The sequence below is a fragment of the Aliidiomarina haloalkalitolerans genome (genome assembly GCF_003987315.1).
In the GTDB taxonomy this organism is placed as follows: Bacteria; Pseudomonadota; Gammaproteobacteria; order Enterobacterales; family Alteromonadaceae; genus Aliidiomarina; species Aliidiomarina haloalkalitolerans.
This window is the reverse complement of the sequence record NZ_PIPI01000005.1, coordinates 161,188-181,827: the sequence shown is the minus strand read 5'-3', so window position 1 is coordinate 181,827 and position 20,640 is coordinate 161,188. Positions and strand designations below refer to the sequence as shown.

Sequence of the window (20,640 nt, the reverse complement as noted above, 5' to 3'; positions counted from 1 at the left end):
GCTACTGCCAATTCACTTTCAAAACGCATAAAAAAATCCGTAATTAGATAACCTAATTACGGATTTTGAACCCTTCTAAGGATCGGTCAACCGATCGCGAAAATTTCTTAACTGATCGGCATTACTCGCAAGAGGCCCTTTTTCTTAGAACTCGAGGTCGTCGGATTCTAAGTCATAGCAGTAATCGATATCCATCAACTCTTTCTCTAAACGCTGGCGTTCTTTTATTGCTTCAATTTCACGCCACTTACGTTTTGCCCGGCCCTTACTCGATTTCTCGTTGTTACCAAGTTCTTCAGTATGGTTCATGGGAATCCCCCTTGCGTGGTTTGCGTTGTGATATCACCGCGATTCGGTCACAGCTATTATTGGTGCTTTTTGTGACCACTTCATGAAACGCATGTTGTGTTTTTGTTATTTTTACAACCGCTGCATCGTTGTACCATAATTCGATAATTTAGCCAAGCTAAATGTTACTATTTTGTGAACAAATCACCTTGTTTTTGACCATTATTGGCGACTGGCAACCATTCAATGGGGGGTTGCTGACGAGCCTGTAACCACGTGTTCGTCGCACGGAAATGCCCACATTCAAGGAAACCTTTATGGGCTGAAAGTGGTGACGGGTGCACCGACTGCAATAATAAGTTCTCTGCTACAAATGGCGTAGTGGCTAGCGCTTTCGCAGCAACCTGCTGGGCATGCGCGCCCCAAAGCAAATAAGCGGCTGGCTTTTGAGTAGCGAAGAATGCTAAAGCGCGGGCAGTAAACTCATGCCACCCCCACTTCGAATGTGCTCCGGCTTTCCCCTCTTCCACGGTTAATGCGGTATTCAGCAACAAGACACCTTGCCGCGCCCATGCCGACAAGTCACCATGATCTGGGATTTCAACCTCTGGATAGTCGACTTGGATAGCTTTGTAGATATTGCGTAATGACGGCGGAATACGCACGCCTCGCTCAACAGAAAATGCAAGACCGTGGGCTTGACCGAGTTGGTGATAGGGGTCTTGGCCGATAACGACAGCTTTCACCTGTTCAATCGGAGTCAGTTCAAAAGCACGAAAAACCTGAGTCTCGGGCGGGTAAATAACGGCGCCATTGACTTTCGCTTCGGCAATCCGGGCTTGCAACACTTGAAAATATTCGCGTTGCTGCTCGGCTTCTATAAACTCTTGCCAGGTTTGCATAGTTACTCCCAACAAATAGTTCCTCCCAACAAAAAACCGCCAATAGGCTAACACCGTTCAGTTAAGAGTATTTTGATTGAACGGTGTTAACCCTTGCGGTGGGTTTTTGCTTAGTTTATCGAAATGACACAGAATTCTGAACACTACCCAGTTGACGGGTCATCACTGTTGACACATCGAATCGATATTCGCCAAGATAATGGCTCGGTCTGCATCATCCGTAACGCCATCGAAATTAAAATCATACCAACTCGAACCATTCCATCCGCTTGCAATGAGTGCGTCATAGTTATCAAGATCTCGCTGATCAACAACGCCGTCATAATTACCATCACCTGGACACCCAGGTTTACTGGCAAGAATCGCGGTCAGTTGCTGATGCAGTGCCTCATAATTGTTGCGCTCTTCCGACGACAACAAATCTAAGTTTGCTAATCCACCACCGAGCAGTAAGTCGTCATCTTCACGATCTAACGCTGGCGGAAAGCCCTGATCGATACGATAAAATTCGACGCTATACAAATCCATTGAGGTATCCGTGGCTGGATCGTAATCGAGCGCAAAATTGCTCACCAGTTTATAGTGTTCATTGCGAATGGCTTGGTATTGTGTCCAACCCATCATCACTCGATTTTGTTCATAACGTTGTGGTTGTTTGTTAAAAATTGCCTGATTAACCTGCCAACACTGTTCCAAATTACCGCTATTATAAAAATCAATGACTTCCGGATTATCAGCACCTTGGCCCCACCAGACACCCCCATTATCTTCGCAGACCGATTTACTCACCGGCGTATGGCTACATTGTCCAATCACACAAGGTCCGTTTCGGCCTCCATTCAGCTGAATATTCAAGCCGCCTTGGGCAAAGTTAAAGCTGCGCTGTGAGTCCGCTGTGGTCGACGTGAGATAGGGTAACATCGCAACACTGTCGATTTGTGCGGTTGCAAACTCTTCTACGTCAAGTCCAGCCACTTCAGCAAATAGTGAGAAAACATCGACGGCATTGACCATATGCTCGACATTGCGCCCGGGCTCAATCACCATAGGTCCAGCGACAATGAGCGGTACCCAAATTCCAGTTTGATATGCTGAGCCCTTTGCTCGAGATAAGTCGAATGGTGCTTTTACTGTCGGTCCAAAAGAACCGTTGTCACCGATAATCACCACAAGGGTATTACTTTCAGGGCGATAGACCAGCCGATCATCAACACTCCGTTCAGCTACGCCGATATCGACAAGAAGACGTTCAAACTCTGTATCCATTGCCTCAATGGTCGCATCACTGAGGCGCCGAAAATTCGGCAATGCCGACGGCTCGAAACTGCAGTCCGCTTGTAACTGAGTTTCAATTCCCGAGCTTAATAAGGTCGGTGGTGGTGTTTGAATGGGAGTGTGCGGTGCGGTAAATGTCACCGATGCCATCCAAGGCTGATCACCATTTCGACTTTGAATCCATTCGCGTGCCGCATCGACCTCAATCGTCGTACGATAACCGCGACTGCGTGGGTCACGCAGAGGAACTTCCGTCACTTCCCCTTGATGATTAATCACTAATGGCGACACATAATAGGCATTTTCTTGCTCGAAATTGACCGACGCTGGCGGCTCTGTCATGCAATTTGCGTTCGGCACGAGTACACCGCCACTGGCTAAACATTGCAAACCCGCGGATTGCTCGGCACTACCCTCAAGATTCTGACAGGAAACCTCTGCCAGATTAGGGATGTAACAAGCACCATACTCTGCACCATGAACCGGATCCTCTTCAAGAGACGGTACATAGCCGCAAGAATATGTGCCTACCTCAGCAATACCACCCGCTGTGGTATCAATGCTAGCTGGTAAGCCACCCGTCCACCCATAAAAGAAGTCCCAACCTAATGCCGCAGGTGTGCCATTTTCAGCAGGATTAAAATCCGGCCCGGCTAAATGAAACTTGCCAAACATGGCACTTTCATAGTCTGCATTTTGCAGCATTTTAGCCGCAGTTAGCTCATATGGAGAAACTTGTGAATTGGCCAAATCATTCGGCCCAATTGCTTGATAAACATTGGTTCGAAGTGGATAACGACCAGCGAATAAGGCTACTCGACCCGGCGAGCATTCAGGCATCGACCAAGTATTCCGAAACCGCACTCCTTGCTCTGCGATCGCGTTAATCGCTGGTGTTGATGGCGGATGCACACCGCCATATCCCAACGCGGTAAGTTGATCGATTCCCACATCATCCATCACCACCAATAAAATATTCGGTGGCAGTTCCACAACAGGCGGTGTTGGCGGATTGACCTCAAACTCAGGACGCTTCGTCGAATTCCAGTTACAGCCGGTTAAAATTAATATGCTCAGCATTGCGCTCACTGCGCGCAGCCAATAAATCTGTTGACGACTCATGTCACTCTCACTCCCTTAAATAGGCTTTTAACAAAGCGTCATTCGGATTCTGGCGAGACCACTGCTCAATCAGCCTAACCCTCTCCTCCGCTTGCGATTCATCATTTGCATCGAGGTAATTTAATAGCGTCAGCCGCAATTGACGGTTGCGCTGATTCTTTTCCAGTTGTTCACGAAGTAAGTTTTTTGCTGCACCGATCTGTCCTTGATCATGCCACGCGATCGCGAGTACATAGGCGTAGTAGTCATTCTCGGGTGCCCTCTGCCGAGCGACAATGAGCCATTCTGTGCCCGCAGCCAGGTCACCGTTGCGGATTTCCGCTAAAGCCAAGGCGAATTGCAAATCCGCATTGTTTGGCCAACGCTCGACTTCTTGGCGCAAATAATTTAAACCTTCACTGCTGTCACGTTGCTCAATCAATTCTGCCTGCGCCACCAGCGCCGGCGTATAGTCTGGGGCAAGCCGCAAGGCTGTAGACAAGTGAGTGCTTACTTGCTGTGGCTGCAACATCGGCTGCAACTGTAATAATGTGGCTAACGTATAATGAGCTTCCGGACGGCCGGCTAATTTTTGCTGAATTTCGATCAACTCGGTCAGGTTGGAGGGATCCATCGGCTGGCCGGTTTGTCGCGTTTGTTCAACCGCAAGCTCGGTTGCTGTTACCCTTATCGAACGCACCGGGTCCGCCTGTAAATAGGTCAAAATCTGTTGTAGCTGATCGGGGGGTAAAAACTCGGCTACCGCATTCAATGCAGACCGCCGTACCAGCGGATCATCATGTTGCAGCCCGAGGATAGCCTGCTGTTGTAACTGTGGCGCTGGATAATGTGGTGTTTCCGCAAGCAAAGCAGCACGTCGTATCGGTGGTAGATCTTCGCGCATCAGCTGTTGTAATAAAGCCTCAACTGCACCGGCCTGTCCACCCCGAGCGTTGTACATAGCCACAGCGTAACCGCCATCACGTGGCGTAAAATCTGGATACCATTCAGTAAAGGCAGTGATGATAATCTCCGGATCATCGTCCGTGTGACAGCTTAAGCAGGCGTCCGAATGGCCCAAAGTCAATGCTTGTGTGGGATTAGGCACGCTAAAACTATGATCATGGCGGACATCATTGCCCATATAGGTTTTGCTTGGCATGTGACAGCTTCGACAGTCGGCACCGCTCGACTCTGGCTGATGAAAGTGGTGGGTGCTGCCGGCGTAATTCGCAGCCTTCAAGCTCGCGGTTTGAATACCCTCACGCGGCACCTTGTTGGTCGGGTTGTGGCACTGAGTACAGGTTGCTATTTCTGGCATTTTAAATTGCGCGGAATGCGGATTATGGCAATCGCTGCAGACTACACCTTGCTGGTACATTTTACTTTGCAGAAATGACCCGTATTCAAAAACTTCATCACTGATCTGGCCGTCGACTTCATAGAGATCCGCGGTCAGTAAACTTAATAAGTAATCGTCGTGAAACGAGCCCTGTCCATCAACCGCACCCAATGGCGTGCGGCGGCTATGGCATTGTGCACAGGTTTCTAGTTGTTGTTGACCATGTTCTGGCGCAGTTAAAGCACGGGAAAAGCCGTAATGGTCAGGCGCTTGTGCGCCATCGGATTGCGCCCAAGCCAGATGATGTGAGGCTTGGCCATGACAGGCCTGACAGCCCACACCCAAACTTTGCCACTGCGATTCCATCCGATGTTCTTTTGGACTATAAGTCATTGAATAGCCGCTGGTGTGACATTCGATACATTGCGTATTGGCGTTTTGCGAGCGTTGTTGCCAATGCAGCGGATGCGTAGCATCGACCTGAGCACCTTCATATAAATGGAACCACTGCTCGCGTTCGGTATCCCAAGCAACACTCAATGCCTGCAGTCGACCCGGCTCGGTTTCAATTAAATACTGCTGTAACGGCTCCCAACCAAATGTATAAGCCACCGGGTAAACCATCTTGGTCCCGCTTCGCTTTTGCGTCTCGACAAAATAACGCCCTGCCTCGTTGAAGAATAGAAAAGATTCGTCGACGGTTTGAAATTGTGTGCCGTTAAAAGGGCCGCGTACGCTCGTCGTGTCCGGTTGCAGCATAGCGAGCTGATGATGAGAACCTTGCCATTCTTTGACTTGGTCAAGATGGCATTGCTGGCAGGTCGTTTCGTCGACCCACTGCAACGCCACAGACTGATGTGTGGAGGGTGCCGTTGGCACAGGAGTCATCCCGAGCGACAAGGTAAAAATTAGCGCTAAAACAATCAAGCCAAGCGTTAACCAGCGTAAAGAAAGCATGTAATAAAACCCGTCCTAGGCTATCAACGACGATGAGACCGCTATCCCTAATACGACTTTCTTTCATCAAGACAAACTTAAGCGTAACGGAGTTTGACTTATTAGAATAACAGGTATTTAACATTTAGTCATTATCAATAATCTGGCCATCAACCAAGTTGATGGTGCGATCGCACTGGGCAGATAAGCGCGGTTCGTGGTGACTTTAAATTTACGTGCGGCCTTAGGTACAAGGCCCTGGCGTATCATGCTATTGCGAATAGTTTTGATGTCAGGTGTCATGTTGAGGTCTGCCAAATCTACTTGGATACGCCGAGCGTCGAGCGCCGCTGCGCTCTTTCGAGTCAACAAATGCCTGCTTAATTGCTTCGTCTCGCTCAATTCGACGCTGCACTCTGGGCTTGCTCTGCTTCTCGGGCGCTCGTGCTAGATTTCTTTTGCGACGCAGTCCGCCAACTGTACAGCTGGGATTCGTAGACTTTCAGTTCTCTAGCAGCCGCTGCAACGCCTATTCTTTCAGCTAATCAGCTAATTTCAGAGCTTCTGCTTTAAATTCTTGCGTGTGGACTTTGCGTTTTTTATTTGCTTTCATGATTCACCTCGTTAAGTGATTTTACTCACTTAGCTCGGTGTCCAAAAGTACTGGTACGGATCATCAGGCTGTTAACCGTAATTAACGCACCGGGTTCACCGCCTGTCATTTCCGCAGGACGCGGGTCAGCAGCGCTTAGTCCAAAGAACGCTGCAAGGCCACTGGCAACAATGACAAATACACAAAACAGCGCAAACAGACTCACTGGATGGGGCAGTAAATTACCCAGATATTCAACTGCATCGAGGAATCGCGTAAACCAACCGCGTTTCTGGGTTTCCGCATTCGATGGGGTTTGTCCGCCAGACATGCGTATCTCCTTGGCACGTCCACGCAGCCTGGCTGCGCTTGTTATTATTTTAATCAGCGGGACATTGTAATAGAAAGGCCGCCGCTGTAAAAAGGAACAAAAAAACAGGCAGCCGAAGCTGCCTGTTACCTTTGACTATTTAATGTCTGTTAATTACCAAAGTCGTCAAATCGTATCTGACTATCTGGAACTCCCATCGACTTTAATAGCTTTAAGGTTTCAGCCAGCATAGCCGGTGGGCCGCAGACATAATAATCCCGGCTTAACACATCAACGTCTTTCAAATAATTCTCAACGGTCTGATGTACAAAGCCTTTCGGGCCATCCCAGTCACAGTGCGACGTAGCTTCTGACAATACCGGAGTAAATAGAAGCTTACCTTGCTCTGCCAGTTCTTCGAACTCGTCTGCATAACAAAGCTCCTGCTTACTGCGCGCTCCGTAGAAAAACTCGATCTTACGGGGCGATTCAGACTCCAGCTCTTCCTGAATCAACGATCTTAATGGTGCCATACCTGCGCCTCCACCAATAAAGCACTGAACATGCTGCTCGTTATCCGTTCGCACAAACTCCCCAAATGGCCCTTCAACAACAACGTTGTCCCCAGGCTTCAAATTAAACAAGTAAGTGGAACCAACGCCTGGTACTTTTGCGCCGTCTGCTGTTGGCTGGTAGCGCACGTTAAAAACCAGTTCTTCGGCACCTGGGCGCACAGCCATGGAGTAGTTACGACGCACTTCGCTGTGCTCAAACTCAACCTCGGCAATCGACTCCCAAACGCCATGATAAGGTTCAGGAATGTCATCCGGTCTGGCACGGCTGACTGCTTCAGGTATCAGGAACTGTACATACTGACCCGCCTTAAATTCAGGATGCTCATCCGTGACAACACTGAACTTCAGCTCCTTCATGAGCGGCGTAATAAACCGACTACTTGTTAGCTCAAGTTCATAACGGGCAGCATTATCCTGTAACACCACTTTTCCTTTCGTCGGTGTTTTATGGCGGCATGCCAGTCTGATGCCTTGCGCCAGCTCTTCCTGGCTCAGAAGTTCGCTTTCTGCATCCGTAACAGGTAACGATTCATCTTCAACACGCACTTTACACAGTCCGCAAGTACCACCTCCGCCGCAACCGCTGCCGATCGGTAGCTCGTTGCTTTGTAACGTTTGTAATATAGTGCGGTGCTTTGGAGTCACCAGATTTACTTCTGAGTCTCCTGCCTGCGTGCGCATTGGTACCTTGCGCCAGCTCCAGCGCATTTCGCCACTGCCAAGCAATTTAATGAGTAATATCAACCCTGAAAGCGCAAACCAGAGTGTGACGACAGCAGCGGTGATAATCACCAGGTTATTAAAGTTCCGGCCACCGGTGTAGTCGATAAAATGCAACCGGAAGGCCCAATCCGAGATCACCCAGGGAGTATTTCTGTGATCAATGACCGTTCCGGAATTCTCATCAACGTAGACACGAGTGTTCAAATCATCCCCGAACTCCACTTTCCATGCACTGCCTTTCCAGCCGTGAAGTTCCCAGGTTTCCTCTATCGCGGTAATTCGTTTTACATCACCGGGACCGGAATAACTTGCTTGTGCAAGGCGTGTTGCCATCGCTTCTCCTGTTTGCCAGGGAAGCCCGGTTAAGCCATGCAAGTATTCGTATTCGTCTTCTCCATAACGCACCACGACTTGCGGAATACCATCGACCAATTGAACACGCACCAGTGAAGCGTCAGTAAAGTGATGCTCAAACTGGTTCAGATCCACCATATCCGTAGTATTGAGCATGCTATGGTCGCCATGTGCCATATACTGGTGCGCCTTCATGCCGTCATGGTCCATGATAGTGAACCACGCCGCACTAAGGGTCCAGAGAAACACCTGTAGTAAAATAATCAAGCTTGTCCAGCGGTGAAGCCATTGTAAAAATTTCATCTCAGCTTCCTCCGTGAACTAAACAACGTTTGTATAAGCAACACAATACCGGTGAAAATGAATCCAAAGGTGCCGAATATAAAAATTCGTAACCACCAGGTGGTAATATCAACCCGGTCCTTATAATCCATGATATGAAGCATCCACATTATGTCGAAGCCACGCCAGAAATCATGCCGACGTACTTTCATTTCGCCCGTAGTCTGGTCGAGATACAGCGCAGTGCGACCAAAGTCATCAAAGTCGATACGCCAGATTGGCAAATGCGCTGGGTTTAGCTCGCTCGGAGCTTCTGTTGTCAGCAGTTCAATATTGGTAATGCGCGCTTCTTCTTTGAATGCATAATAACTTTCAGCAAGTGCGCGGATATCGGACTTACCGAGAACCACAGGCTCTAGTGTGTTGGCATCTACGAGACGATCACCGAAATGCGTACGTAGTTGCCAAAGCAGCCTGTATTCACCATTAACCAGACGATTGACCAACTCTGCTTCTGTGGTATGCGGAAATTTCTCTGTGACCTCTGCCAGTGATGCAGCACCAGGGTTTACTGGTAGCTTCTGGTCACTTTCCTGAGTTAAATGAACTCCATGGATAAACGGCAGCTGAACAATCACCATGTAGGCCCCGGATATCGCCCAAATCACCATCTGTACGCCCAGTACAAGTGATAACCAGCGGTGCCAGACACGGTAGGTGCCGGAACGTTGTTTCATACGTCAACCTCAAAAAATTCGAAAAGCGCCGGGAGCCCCATCAGCCCCCCCGGACAAGTACATTAAAACTCGTAACGGAGTTTCAAATATAGTTGGCGACCCATAAGGTCGTAGGTCATGGTGTCTGTGTTCGCATCAGTCCAGCTTCGAACATAAGGAGCTGATTTATCGAACAGGTTGTTCACGCCGGCCTGCACAGTCCAATTGTCATCAAGATAATACGTACCCTGAACATCGTGGTAAAACACGTCAGAGACGCTGGCACCGATATCACCAGGTGAAGCATTGATATCGTCGGCACTGCCAATCATACGAACCGTGTAATTGAATCGCCAATCGTCGCTGCGCAATGTCATATTTACATCACTACGCACGCGGGCAAAACTTCCGCTGCCGCCAGTTAGTTTGCCTGCATAGTCAATTACAGGGGCACCTTCATACGGCTGAATGGAATATTCATCCAGGTACGTCAAGTTCCAGTTGAAGCGAGCGTCAAGCCCAGCCAACGTGGTCGCATAGAAAACCGATGCATCCCAGCCCGAAATCTTTTCGTTAGCAACGTTATCTGGTTGAGCAGATAAGAAGTTAACCTCACCAGTCAAAGCGTTACGGGTGAACGTATCGTCACTACAGAATTGATGCGACATACCTTCTGAATTATAGCAAGCAGACAACTTCGTTGAACCAGCTACGCTTCGAATGGCGTTCGACATTTCAATACTGAAGTAGTCAACGGTAACCTGCAGGTTTTCTACCCAGTCTACGTCCCACACCAATCCTGCTGTGAACGTATCTGCGTGTTCTGGCTGCAGGTTAATATTTCCGCCAGTCTGCGTCAGAATGTTGGAACCTTGCTGTTGGAAGCCTTCTGGCACGCCATCTGCCTGGCAGTTCGCTGAAACGACCGGATCTGCACTTGGCTGATCCCAACCGCTACATGGGTCGCTGGTCGTCAGGTTACCTTCACCAACACCTGAAAATAGCTCTGGAATACTCGGAACGCGGAATGCTGTGGAGAACGTACTACGCAATTTCACGTTATCGTTCACATTCCAATGCAGGCCAACCTTGTAGTTACCGTCGCTTCCGAACAAGTCATAATCTGAATAACGATACGCTAAATCCAAAGAAACTAATTCAGCGAATTGCATATCGGAAAGCAAAGGAATCGATGTTTCTACATAGGCTTCAGTAACTGAATACTCACCACTTAACGGCTCTTGTTGGTTGGTGTTCATAATGCCAGCAACAACCGATGAGTCCGGGTTGTTCCAGCCACGCTCTTTACGACGTTCAACACCAAAGGCTACCGGAATATAACCATGTCTGTTCTCGGTTAAGTCGCCATTAATATTAAAGCTAAGTGTCCGTTGCTCGTTACCGCCATTATCATCAATACGGAACAGTATATAATCCAATGCTTCCGGGCTCATGCTGTCAGCACCCAGAAGCGTGCTACATGGGATGTCACCCCCGCACTCTGAAGGTGTCAGAACCTGGTTAAGGCGTTGCAGGTTTACGATGTTGTCTGCACCGTCGCGCCCAGTGTTACGTCCATAATTGTATGAAAATTCCCAGTTCCAGCCATCACCGACTACACCTTGTAAACCAGTCACAAAGCGCCAGGTATTTACTTCCTGATCAAAATGACGGCCTCCACCTTCGTCAAGGCGACGCATCAGAACTGTAATGTCTTCACCGACTGGGTTACTTGGATGGTCTGCTGCAAAGTCGATATTGCGCAATGTATTCGGCGCACCCGTCTGATTTGAGCGACGTTGGTTGTATAGCACTTCAGCAAAAGCGTACGTATCGCCCTGTAGTCTGTAGTCACCAAACGTGGAAAAACTAATCGTCGAAACTGGGTTCACCGCATTGAGGTACGGAAAGGAGTTACTGCCATGAACTTCCGGATCATAAGGGGCGTAAGAATTCGGGTCACCGCCAGGATCCTGATTGAAATTGATAATCTGGCCCGCATCAGGCCCACTGGAAATTACAGCGCGGCCACCCGGTGTTGAACCACTTGGTGAGCAAGACAGTTGCCCTGTCGTCCGCTCAACAAGCGGACATGGAGCACGATCAGCCATATTGACTTCATCAGTATCGCGATAGCTTAATGTTAATACTACTCGACCGCGGTCTGAACTTGCACCGAGCATCATATTAATCTGGCGTTCTTCCCCGTCGCCGTGCTCAGTTCCTGCCAGACGGCCTTCAATCATAAAGCCGTCGTAATTTTTTTTGGTGATAATATTAACTACCCCGGCAACCGCGTCTGCCCCGTAAATCGCCGACGCACCGTCTTTCAGTACTTCGACACGTTCGATAATCGACGTTGGGATTACGTTAAGGTCGACTGACGCATTGGCACCTGAGCCTCCATTCACTACGCGTCGGCCATTCAACAGCACCAACGTTCTGGAAACACCTAATCCACGCAGGTTTACCTGAGCGGTTCCCCAACCGCCACCAACCCAGTAGGTGCTGGTTGGGTTACCGCCAAAGCCGGCCGATGCAGACATTTGCTGGAGAATCAGCTCCATTGACGTTAAGCCCGAAGCTTCAATATCTTCTGCTGTAAATACCTGTACCGGTGCAGCGCTCTCTGCTTCCGTGCGCTGCAGGCGCGATCCAGTGACTGAGATCCGCTCTACATTTGCGGATTCTTCAGCAGCGTCTTCTTGTGCCTGAACTGCCGTAAATGGAAGCATCGCCAGCCCCATTGCTACAGCAAGTTTTGAAAGTCTGTGGTTTTTCATGCTAGTCCCCTGATTGTTGCTTTTTGATTAACTACCATTTAATTGTTAGCAGATTTTTGCTTGTATATGCAACTTTTATATCAGGCTATTTTTGGGAATTTGACTATCAAATATAAACCTTTTCTATACATTTATGGTCATAATTTACGCAAATATTGTAGTTGTATAGACATAGTATCCGCATAAATACGCACAAATATTGTATTTCTTATAGCCTTGTATAGATCGCTTGCTTGCGGGTTGTATATCTTTTGGGGTAGTGAAAAATGTTGTAAAAAAAATCATCTCGATGATCTTTCCTTTCGCCTCGTCTTTATTTTGTTGATAGGTGTCGGTGTTAAATCATGATTATTATCGCTAAATGTTATAGGCTGAATTGAGTATTTCGATTACACCAAGGAATAAATGCTGCTGTGAGCATAAATAGCTCAAACAGACGCTCCCGTTTTGCGAGAAGATTAACCACCAGGCTGCTGATTAATATCAGCCTGTGGTCGCTTATGCTTGTTGTCGCACTCTCAACAGTCAGCTTCTGGGTTTCATATCAGCAAGCAAAAGCGGATCATATTCAGAGCCTTACTGAACAAGCGGAACGCCGCATAGAACGGGAAAGCAGATTGTTCCGCACTATTGAAGACCGAGCAGCTCAACTTGCCGCTGCCTTCGAGAGAAGGTATTCAGCGCTCGCCGATAACCCGGCTTACACAGAAAAATTTGACCGTTGGCACGTTGAAACAGAGCCAGGTACCTTAAGGCTAAGAGAGGATTTTTTTGAAGGTACTACCGCTGACAGTCAGTGGTTCGAATCCGTGACTACGTTTGCAGGCCCTGGCCCCCGACCGCTTTCAGACGAAATTAAGGCGAGAACCATCATCGCCCAGTATCTGGTAAACGAATTTGGCCCAGCCTTGCATGGCCTGGTGACCAACACCCATATCTCACTACCCGAAAACATCCTGACAATTTATCAGCAGGACAATCCTTGGGGGTTATTAGCAGCACCTGAGTTGGTAATAACTGACTTTACCACCGTGGGCTCAACACTTCAGGAGGACAATCCTGAGCGCACTCCAGTCTGGACTGGTTTGTACTTTGACCTCTCTGCAGGTTACTGGACGATTACCTATCAGGTTCCGGTTGATATTGATGGCCAACACATGATCAATGCCAGCCACGATGTCGCCATGACCAAACTCATCGCCGGCCTGGTGGAACCGGAAATCCCAAACGCCCAAAGCATGGTTTTTAACAACAGCGGACAACTTATTGCAGCAGAAGAAACGCTTTCTGAATTTCATCAGCAACAACTACTAACTCAGCCGGCAACTTGCGCCTTTTAATGCTGGCTTTATTGGTAGATTCTAGTGCTTGTTCAACCCATTCAAGGGGGATAGACTGTTTGAATGTTGACAAGTGTTCCGGAACAGCGAACGTATCTGTATCAAGTAACCAATGACTAAGTAAAAAAATACCCTCATAACCAAACGATGATGAGGGTATTTTGAACTAACCTTGGGATCGTTCAACCGATCGCAAAAATATTTCTTAACTGAACGGTGTTAGCCCGGAGGCGTCTTTCTAATCATAACATATCGTCTTAGAACGACATTGAGAAGCTCGCAGAAATATGATCCCGGTCTTGCATTGGGTCATAATCAGCACCGCTGTAGTTGTTATAACCAACAACAACGCGATACTTACTCATGTAGCTTCCTTCAACTAACAGACCAAGGTTCAAGCGGCCTTCGATGAAGTTCGCGTTCGGCGAGTAACCTTTCACGTCATGGTTAACAACCAAAGTCGGGGTGACGTTCCAACCGCGAATTGCGTTGTTAAAGTCGAACGCTGCACGCAAACGATAACCATAAGACGTCGTGGTTACGAAACCTTCACAGTTAATGTTGCCTGCTGGCGCTGGGTTACCCAGGCGCTGCTGGTCACGTACTGTTAAACACTTACCGTAGACTGGGTTACGACCGAAACGCTGCTGGTCTAAACCTGGTAAGTTGTCGATGTGGTTTGCTGCAACTTCCGCAATCACTGTCATCCGGTCAGAAATCCAGAACTGCTCGAAGAAGTTAATGAAAGTCATTTGTGCTTGATAGACTTTCAACTCTTCGTAACCAGCTGCGTAATTACCAACTGGGACGCCATTCGGACGTGCCGCATGAATGCGTTGCTCAAAAGTACTTGGTACGTTTGGCTGCAAACCTGCAGTTAAGATTTCTGTGGTGTTAATTTGGACGGCCTGATTTGGACGATAGCTCACTTCACCAGCCCATGACCAGTTACCTAACATGGTACTAAAGCTTGCGCCCCAAATTTGGTTGTCTTCTGGCCACTCAGCAAAATACATTGGACCATTCGTCGAAACAATGTTGTTGCTTGGTGCTGGCGTGTTCCAGTCATACGCAGAGATAATCGGCGCATGGTTGTGAACATTAATGTAGTAAAGACCAAACTCAGTGTCGAGGTTCAATGAATAGTGGCGTAAGCCAATACCCCATTGACCGCTATTGCTCGCTTTAACGTCCTCAGCACGCGCAACGTACAAGCCAGCTTCAACTGATTCACGATCGCTTAAGAAACGACCTGGAGCAACTTCTGGGTTCAGAGTAACTTTGTTACAACCTGGGCCACCAAGAATGTCCACCGTCGAGAAGAAGGTACCGCAACCATCAAGCTTGGTATTGTCCCACTCGAAACCAACGAAGGTATCAAGCGTGGTGTTGTCGAATAAACCGATCGACGCACTCACCATACCAACCGGTAGCAATGCTTCTTTAATTTCTGCGCCCGGGCGACGTGCAGCGTTTACATCTAATGGGTTAATCGAGTTAACGCCGTTGAAAATAAACGTACTTTCACCCCAGCTCAGTACTTGGCGACCAACCCGGAAATCTACTGGACGGTTGCCTAAGTCAAACTGTGTGTAGTAAAACGCATCGAGTAAGTTGATGCCTTTACCTTTTGAATAGTCGTCAAATGAGTCAGAGTCGAGACGTGCATTTGGGAAGTAATTTGTGCCTGTATGACCATGAGCGAACGCTTCGTTCTCAAGCACATCGTCGTACCAGTAATTAAACCGCACAAAAACACCGCCCATGTTGGCTGTGCTAATGTCGAGATCGTGAACACCTTTGAAAACTAACGAGGCTAAATCGCCACGGTCGAAGTTTAGGTTACCGTCATCGGCAACACCAGACTGGCCACGACCACCTTCATAGTTCCCTGGATGCAAGACGCGCAGGTCCCGTGAACCGGTCCGCCAAATCGCACCTAAAGAGAAGGTTGAGTCAAATTTAACAGCAAATGGACCAACTTCGAAATCCGTTGCTTGTGCTGGAGCGGCCGCGATAGCTAAGCCGACAGCTGCTGCAAGTGGGAGTTTTTTGAACATAGTTGTTTTTCTTTTCATTGTTGTTGCCACCTATCCTGCGTACCCCAAGCCGGGTGTCCCTGGCTAATGACTTTCAAAAATCATGTATGATTACTCGCATTTACGCAAGTCTTTCAAACAAATTAGCCAACTTTTTTTAATCTTTTATTAACAAGCAGGTTAGCAGAGGACCAACCTGCTTGTCACGCAGTTAAGATAATGCTTTTTCTAATTCCGGCAGGGCTTCAAATAAATCTGCAACCAAACCGTAATCGGCAACCGAGAAAATCGGCGCTTCTTCATCTTTATTAATGGCAACAATGACTTTCGAGTCTTTCATACCCGCTAAGTGTTGAATGGCGCCACTAATACCAACTGCAATATACAGCTCTGGTGCGACAATTTTACCCGTTTGGCCAACCTGCATGTCGTTTGGTACGAATCCGGCATCAACGGCCGCACGGGAAGCGCCAATTGCAGCGCCAAGTTTGTCGGCTACTTTTTCAAGTAAAACGAAGTTTTCGCCGTTTTGCATACCGCGACCACCAGAAATAACGACGCGTGCCGCCGCCAGGTCTGGACGCTCAGAAGCAGCCACTTGCTCACCAACAAATTTTACTTTCTCAGAAGCGAAAACGTCCCCGATGGCTTCAACCGCCGCACTACCACCTTCAGCAGCGACAGCATCAAATGCAGTTGAACGTACAGTAATTACTTTAATTGCTTCGTCACATTGAACGGTTGCAATGGCGTTACCGGCATAAATTGGACGCTTGAATGTGTCGGCTGATTCAACCGCAATAATGTCGGATACTTGTGCAACATCAAGCAACACCGCAACACGCGGCATGAAATTCTTACCGGTTGTTGTAGCTGGTGCAACAATGTGGCTATAACCTTTGCCTAAGCTCACAACCAGCGCGCTAAGGTTTTCAGCGAGGTGGTGTCCGTAAGCGGCGTTGTCTGCATGCAATACTTTGCTTACGCCAGCAGCTTTTGCCGCTTCGTTAGCAACGTCTGCACAGTTTTCGCCCGCGACTAAAACGTGAATGTCATCACCCATCGCTTGGGCGGCAGTTAACGTTTTCAACGTGGCAGGGTTGAGGGTTTTATTATCGTGTTCGGCGACAACTAAAATGCTCATAGTACTTTTGCCTCGTTTTTCAATTTCTCAACTAACTCGGCCACACTGGCCACTTTAATACCTGCGCTGCGTTCTGCAGGTGGCTCGACTTTGAGCACGGAAATTTTGCTTGCTAATTCAACACCTAGGTCTGCTGGTGTTTTCACGTCGAGCGGCTTGCGCTTGGCTTTCATGATGTTTGGTAGCGACGCATAACGCGGTTCGTTGAGACGTAAATCGGTCGTCACAATGGCCGGCAAGGTCAGTTCAAGGGTTTGCAAACCGCCGTCAACTTCACGAGTTACCTGAACTTTATCGCCGTCAACTTTCACTTCTGAAGCAAACGTACCTTGTGGCATGTCACTCAAGGCTGCCAACATTTGGCCGGTTTGGTTATTGTCTGAGTCAATTGACTGTTTACCTAAGATCACCAATTGCGGTGCTTCTTCAGCGACCAACTTGTTGAGAATCTTGGCCACTGCTAGCGAATCAGGCATGGCGTCAGTTTCTACATGAATACCGCGGTCTGCGCCAAGTGCTAAGGCCGTACGAATTTGTTCTTGGCAAGCTTTCGGACCAATCGAAACCACCACGACTTCTTCAGCAACGCCTTTTTCTTTCAGGCGAACAGCTTCTTCAACCGCAATTTCACAGAATGGGTTAAGCGCCATTTTAACGTTACTTAAGTCAACATCAGACTGATCGGCTTTGACGCGAACTTTGACGTTATAGTCAATCACGCGCTTCACCGCGACCAAAATTTTCATAACCTCTTCCTTCTTCTCAAACCTACGTCGAATTGACATAAGCGTGCATTATGTAAAAGCAGCCTGCATGACACAAGTGTTGGCGGTATAATGATGGCAAATTCACCAACACCGAACTGTCAACTCTAGCTGGCAGTCTGTTTAAAGCAGTCTCAAACGAGGAAACCGCCATGACATGGCCAACTGCAGACGAAATTCAAACAAGTTTACAGCAAGCCAACGGTTGGGAGGCACGTTACCGACTATTACTCCAGTGGGCACGGCACCTGACTGCAGAGGATCTTGCTGAGCGCAGCAACGACAACTATGTCGACGGCTGTGAAGCTGCGGTTTGGCTCGATTATACCGTAAAAAGTGACGCAACTCTTTACTTCCAAGCGGATAGTGAATCACGTCTGATTCGCGGTCTGTTAGTGGTTCTATTCGCGCCATTGCAAAACCAGACACCCGCAACCATTGCCAACTTCGACTTCAATGCTTGGTTAACAACCTGCCAATTGACGCATCAACTCACGCCTTCGCGTACCAACGGCTTGTATCAAATCACGTTACGGGCACAAGCGCTAAGTCGTTCACTGCAGCCTTGATCACAAGGGTTATCTGCTTACGAACTGGGGGTTACCTCGGGCAACAAACGTTTCAACAATTGCGCCGCAGCGAACAAGCCAAAACTTGCGGTCACCATCATGGACGCACCAAAGCCCGTGGCGCAATTCATATTCACGCCACGGTCGCCCGGTTTTGCGTAAGACACACTGCCATCTTCACGCGGGTAACGTAACTGCTCGGTGCTATACACACAATCGATGCCAAACTTACGTTTCGGATTACGGCTAAAACCGAAATCGCGACGCAATTGATTACGCACTTTCGCCATTAAGGGATCCTGCGTCACTTTCGCCACATCGGCGATGGCAATTTGGCTTGGGTCAATTTGCCCACCAGCACCGCCAGTGGTCACCACGGTTATTTTCTGCCGCTTACACCAAGCCAACAATGACACCTTGGCTTGTAAGCTATCGATCGCATCGAGCACCCCGTCTGGAGCTGAAGCGAAATGCTCGGCTAAGTTGTCTTTGTTAATAAAGTCGTCGATTAAGGTCAGCTGTAGGTCTGGATTAATCGCGCGTAAACGCTCACCAAGAACATCGACTTTCAACTGACCGACGGTGTTCGTTAACGCATGAGACTGCCGATTCACATTACTAAGGCACACCTCGTCCATGTCTATCAGCGTCAGTTTGCCGACACCACTGCGAGCCAAGGCTTCTGCTGCCCACGAACCCACGCCACCAATACCAACCACAGCAATATGCAGTTGTTGTAATTGTTGCGCAGACTCATGACCGTAAAGGCGTTCAATACCGCCGAAGCGACGCTGCCAATCAGCACTACTCATGGCTTATGCTTTTCCTTATAACTCGATTGTTTCTAATTAAATAGCGACCGGTGCCTTGATGTGCGGATGCGCTTGGTAGTTTTCAAGCTCGAAGTCTTCGAACTTGAAAGCAAAAATGTCTTTCACCGCTGGGTTAATCCGCATCGTCGGTAATGGCAGTGGCTCCCGGCTTAATTGCAGCTTGGCCTGCTCCATGTGATTTGAATATAAATGCGCATCACCAAAGGTATGGATAAACTCACCGAGTTCGAGGTCGCACACTTGCGCAACCATCATGGTAAACAATGCATAACTGGCGATATTGAATGGCACGCCAAGGAAAATATCGGCGCTACGCTGATACAGCTGGCACGACAACTTACCGTCAGCAACATAGAATTGAAACAGTGTATGGCACGGCGGTAGCGCTTGCCGCCCCTGCTCTGCATTGACCTTTGGTGACACTTTCGGGTTCGGCAACAATGCCGGGTTCCAAGCGCTGACGAGCAGGCGACGCGAGTCTGGATTTTGTTTAATTTCCGCAATCAAGTCGGCAATTTGGTCGACATGCTGGCCGTCTGGCGTTGGCCAGTTCCGCCACATCGCCCCGTAAACCGGTCCCAAATCACCGTCAGCGGTAGCCCACTCGTCCCATATACTCACACCGTTTTCACGCAAGTAACGAATATTGGTGTCGCCCTGCAGAAACCACAAAAGCTCATGAATAATCGACCGCAAATGACACTTTTTGGTTGTCACCAATGGAAAGCCTTCGGCAAGGTCAAACCGCATTTGGTACCCAAACACACTGCGCGTGCCGGTGCCGGTGCGATCTTCCTTCACGGTTCCGTGTTCAAGCACGTGGCGCATTAAGTCCAAATACTGTTGCATGCTTTCTCTCCTGCTGTTGTTTGTATCTGCTTTAGCTGATTAAACTCTGACGTTATTTACGTTTCTTATTTTTCTGCGTTGTCGACCCTTTCGGCTTAGCTGGCTGTGCTGTGCTTGTTGGAGCTGCAAACTTTCCTTGGTAGGCGAGCCACATAATGAGCGCACCGGCAATGACCATGGGTAACGACAACCATTGTCCCATACTAAACAATCCGAGCAAGCCGAGGTGCTCGTCCGGCTGCCGGAAATACTCCACCATAAAACGGGCAACGCCGTAGCCAAGCAAGAATAAACCGCCAATGGCACCGACCGGCCGAGGCTTGCGACTAAACCAGTACAAAACCAAGAATAACAGCAAGCCTTCACCAAAAGCTTGATATAACTGCGACGGGTGTCGTGGTAAATCACCTGCAGCCTCGGCGGGGAACACCATCCCCCACGGCACTTCCGTGACTCGACCCCACAGCTCGCCGTTAATGAAATTACCGATACGCCCAGCGCCTAAACCAACCGGCACCAGTGGCGCAACAAAATCACCGACGCTCATGAGCGTGCGTTGCGTGCGTTTCGCATAAATCACCAACGCCGTGATGACACCAATTAGGCCGCCATGAAACGACATGCCACCTTCGCCAAAACGGAACAAATAAATCGGGTCCGCGAGCAGGCGTTCAAAATTATAAAAGAAAACGTAGCCTAAACGACCGCCGATAATCAGTGCTAAAAAGCCCCAAAACAGCAGATCTTGCCAGGCTTCACGGTTCCAGTTCGGGTCTCGGTCAGCTTGTTTGTTTCCCCACCACAATGCAAAAGCAGCACCAACCAGGTACATCAGTCCGTACCAATGGACTGACAAAGGTCCTATTGAAATAGCGACTGGGTCCCAACCGGGGAATTGTAAATACTGCTCTGACATGAAAATT

Annotated in this window: 16 protein-coding genes and 2 pseudogenes; 2 read left to right on the top strand and 16 right to left on the bottom strand. The window is 48.6% G+C overall.

Going from position 1 to position 20,640, the window contains the following annotated elements:
• Positions 1-144: 144 nt before the first annotated feature.
• The 9 genes and pseudogenes from CWE06_RS08605 to CWE06_RS08565 all read right to left on the bottom strand — a co-directional run bounded on the left by CWE06_RS08605 (position 145) and on the right by CWE06_RS08565 (position 12,179).
• Positions 145-309, bottom strand: coding sequence for a DUF3545 family protein (locus CWE06_RS08605; RefSeq protein ID WP_126793143.1), 165 nt, complete (start codon positions 307-309; stop codon positions 145-147).
• 167 nt (positions 310-476) lie between these two features.
• Positions 477-1,190: a uracil-DNA glycosylase gene (gene ung / locus CWE06_RS08595; RefSeq protein WP_126793141.1), complete on the bottom strand. Its 714-nt coding sequence runs from the start codon at positions 1,188-1,190 to the stop codon at positions 477-479.
• Positions 1,191-1,352: 162 nt separating this feature from the next.
• Positions 1,353-3,587, bottom strand: coding sequence for a sulfatase-like hydrolase/transferase (locus CWE06_RS08590; protein WP_126793139.1), 2,235 nt, complete (start codon positions 3,585-3,587; stop codon positions 1,353-1,355).
• Between the two features lie 7 nt (positions 3,588-3,594).
• Positions 3,595-5,865, bottom strand: coding sequence for a multiheme c-type cytochrome (locus CWE06_RS08585; RefSeq protein WP_126793137.1), 2,271 nt, complete (start codon positions 5,863-5,865; stop codon positions 3,595-3,597).
• 192 nt (positions 5,866-6,057) lie between these two features.
• Positions 6,058-6,457: pseudogene (locus CWE06_RS12525) on the bottom strand (transposase); the annotation flags it as partial.
• Positions 6,458-6,482: 25 nt separating this feature from the next.
• Positions 6,483-6,767 carry an AbgT family transporter gene (locus CWE06_RS08580; protein WP_126793136.1) on the bottom strand — a complete coding sequence of 95 codons (285 nt, stop codon included), beginning with the start codon at positions 6,765-6,767 and terminating at the stop codon, positions 6,483-6,485.
• A gap of 149 nt (positions 6,768-6,916) precedes the next feature.
• The gene (locus tag CWE06_RS08575; protein ID WP_126793134.1) at positions 6,917-8,701 is read right to left on the bottom strand and encodes an NADH:ubiquinone reductase (Na(+)-transporting) subunit F; all 1,785 of its coding nucleotides are present in this window, start codon (positions 8,699-8,701) and stop codon (positions 6,917-6,919) included.
• Positions 8,698-9,417, bottom strand: a complete 720-nt coding sequence (locus CWE06_RS08570) for a hypothetical protein (RefSeq protein WP_126793132.1) — start codon at positions 9,415-9,417, stop codon at positions 8,698-8,700. The genes CWE06_RS08575 and CWE06_RS08570 overlap by 4 nt, the downstream gene beginning before the upstream one ends.
• A gap of 62 nt (positions 9,418-9,479) precedes the next feature.
• On the bottom strand, positions 9,480-12,179 hold the full coding sequence (locus CWE06_RS08565; RefSeq protein ID WP_126793130.1) for a TonB-dependent receptor: 2,700 nt from the start codon (positions 12,177-12,179) through the stop codon (positions 9,480-9,482).
• Between the two features lie 413 nt (positions 12,180-12,592).
• Here CWE06_RS08565 and CWE06_RS12520 point away from each other — a divergent pair, with 413 nt between their 5' ends.
• Complete coding sequence (locus CWE06_RS12520; protein WP_126793128.1) at positions 12,593-13,519, top strand: hypothetical protein; 927 nt, start codon at positions 12,593-12,595, stop codon at positions 13,517-13,519.
• On the opposite strand, the pseudogene CWE06_RS12395 reads toward CWE06_RS12520, so the two are convergent.
• From CWE06_RS12395 to CWE06_RS08540, 4 genes and pseudogenes are all read right to left on the bottom strand, one after another.
• Positions 13,485-13,649, bottom strand: a pseudogene (locus tag CWE06_RS12395) (transposase domain-containing protein); the annotation flags it as partial. The gene CWE06_RS12520 and the pseudogene CWE06_RS12395 sit on opposite strands and share 35 nt — an antisense overlap.
• Positions 13,650-13,776: 127 nt before the next feature.
• A complete protein-coding gene (locus CWE06_RS08550; protein ID WP_126793126.1) occupies positions 13,777-15,579 on the bottom strand; it encodes a DUF1302 domain-containing protein in 1,803 nt (600 codons plus the stop codon).
• Positions 15,580-15,769: 190 nt separating this feature from the next.
• On the bottom strand, positions 15,770-16,702 hold the full coding sequence (locus CWE06_RS08545) for an electron transfer flavoprotein subunit alpha/FixB family protein (RefSeq protein ID WP_126793125.1): 933 nt from the start codon (positions 16,700-16,702) through the stop codon (positions 15,770-15,772).
• Complete coding sequence (locus CWE06_RS08540) at positions 16,699-17,448, bottom strand: electron transfer flavoprotein subunit beta/FixA family protein (RefSeq protein ID WP_126793124.1); 750 nt, start codon at positions 17,446-17,448, stop codon at positions 16,699-16,701. The genes CWE06_RS08545 and CWE06_RS08540 overlap by 4 nt, the downstream gene beginning before the upstream one ends.
• Positions 17,449-17,618: 170 nt before the next feature.
• Here CWE06_RS08540 and CWE06_RS08535 point away from each other — a divergent pair, with 170 nt between their 5' ends.
• Positions 17,619-18,035 carry a SufE family protein gene (locus CWE06_RS08535; RefSeq protein WP_126793123.1) on the top strand — a complete coding sequence of 139 codons (417 nt, stop codon included), beginning with the start codon at positions 17,619-17,621 and terminating at the stop codon, positions 18,033-18,035.
• Between the two features lie 17 nt (positions 18,036-18,052).
• Here CWE06_RS08535 and tcdA read toward each other — a convergent pair whose 3' ends face one another.
• From tcdA to lgt, 3 genes are read right to left on the bottom strand one after another with little or no spacing between them, the layout of a single operon-like run.
• Positions 18,053-18,847, bottom strand: coding sequence for a tRNA cyclic N6-threonylcarbamoyladenosine(37) synthase TcdA (gene tcdA, locus CWE06_RS08530; protein ID WP_126793122.1), 795 nt, complete (start codon positions 18,845-18,847; stop codon positions 18,053-18,055).
• Between the two features lie 36 nt (positions 18,848-18,883).
• Entirely contained in the window at positions 18,884-19,717 is an 834-nt protein-coding gene (locus tag CWE06_RS08525) for a thymidylate synthase (protein ID WP_126793120.1), read from the bottom strand.
• 52 nt (positions 19,718-19,769) lie between these two features.
• On the bottom strand, positions 19,770-20,633 hold the full coding sequence (lgt, locus tag CWE06_RS08520) for a prolipoprotein diacylglyceryl transferase (RefSeq protein WP_126793118.1): 864 nt from the start codon (positions 20,631-20,633) through the stop codon (positions 19,770-19,772).
• Positions 20,634-20,640: the final 7 nt, after the last annotated feature.

Coding starts and splice junctions, on each gene's coding strand:
- lgt (WP_126793118.1), bottom strand. CDS start 20,633: ATGTCAGAGCAGTATTTACAATTCCCCGGTTGGGACCCAGTCGCTATT.
- CWE06_RS08540 (WP_126793124.1), bottom strand. CDS start 17,448: ATGAAAATTTTGGTCGCGGTGAAGCGCGTGATTGACTATAACGTCAAA.
- CWE06_RS08580 (WP_126793136.1), bottom strand. CDS start 6,767: ATGTCTGGCGGACAAACCCCATCGAATGCGGAAACCCAGAAACGCGGT.
- CWE06_RS08525 (WP_126793120.1), bottom strand. CDS start 19,717: ATGCAACAGTATTTGGACTTAATGCGCCACGTGCTTGAACACGGAACC.
- CWE06_RS08605 (WP_126793143.1), bottom strand. CDS start 309: ATGAACCATACTGAAGAACTTGGTAACAACGAGAAATCGAGTAAGGGC.
- CWE06_RS08550 (WP_126793126.1), bottom strand. CDS start 15,579: ATGTTCAAAAAACTCCCACTTGCAGCAGCTGTCGGCTTAGCTATCGCG.
- CWE06_RS08575 (WP_126793134.1), bottom strand. CDS start 8,701: ATGAAATTTTTACAATGGCTTCACCGCTGGACAAGCTTGATTATTTTA.
- CWE06_RS08590 (WP_126793139.1), bottom strand. CDS start 3,587: ATGAGTCGTCAACAGATTTATTGGCTGCGCGCAGTGAGCGCAATGCTG.
- tcdA (WP_126793122.1), bottom strand. CDS start 18,847: ATGAGTAGTGCTGATTGGCAGCGTCGCTTCGGCGGTATTGAACGCCTT.
- CWE06_RS08545 (WP_126793125.1), bottom strand. CDS start 16,702: ATGAGCATTTTAGTTGTCGCCGAACACGATAATAAAACCCTCAACCCT.
- ung (WP_126793141.1), bottom strand. CDS start 1,190: ATGCAAACCTGGCAAGAGTTTATAGAAGCCGAGCAGCAACGCGAATAT.
- CWE06_RS08535 (WP_126793123.1), top strand. CDS start 17,619: ATGACATGGCCAACTGCAGACGAAATTCAAACAAGTTTACAGCAAGCC.
- CWE06_RS08565 (WP_126793130.1), bottom strand. CDS start 12,179: ATGAAAAACCACAGACTTTCAAAACTTGCTGTAGCAATGGGGCTGGCG.
- CWE06_RS08585 (WP_126793137.1), bottom strand. CDS start 5,865: ATGCTTTCTTTACGCTGGTTAACGCTTGGCTTGATTGTTTTAGCGCTA.
- CWE06_RS08570 (WP_126793132.1), bottom strand. CDS start 9,417: ATGAAACAACGTTCCGGCACCTACCGTGTCTGGCACCGCTGGTTATCA.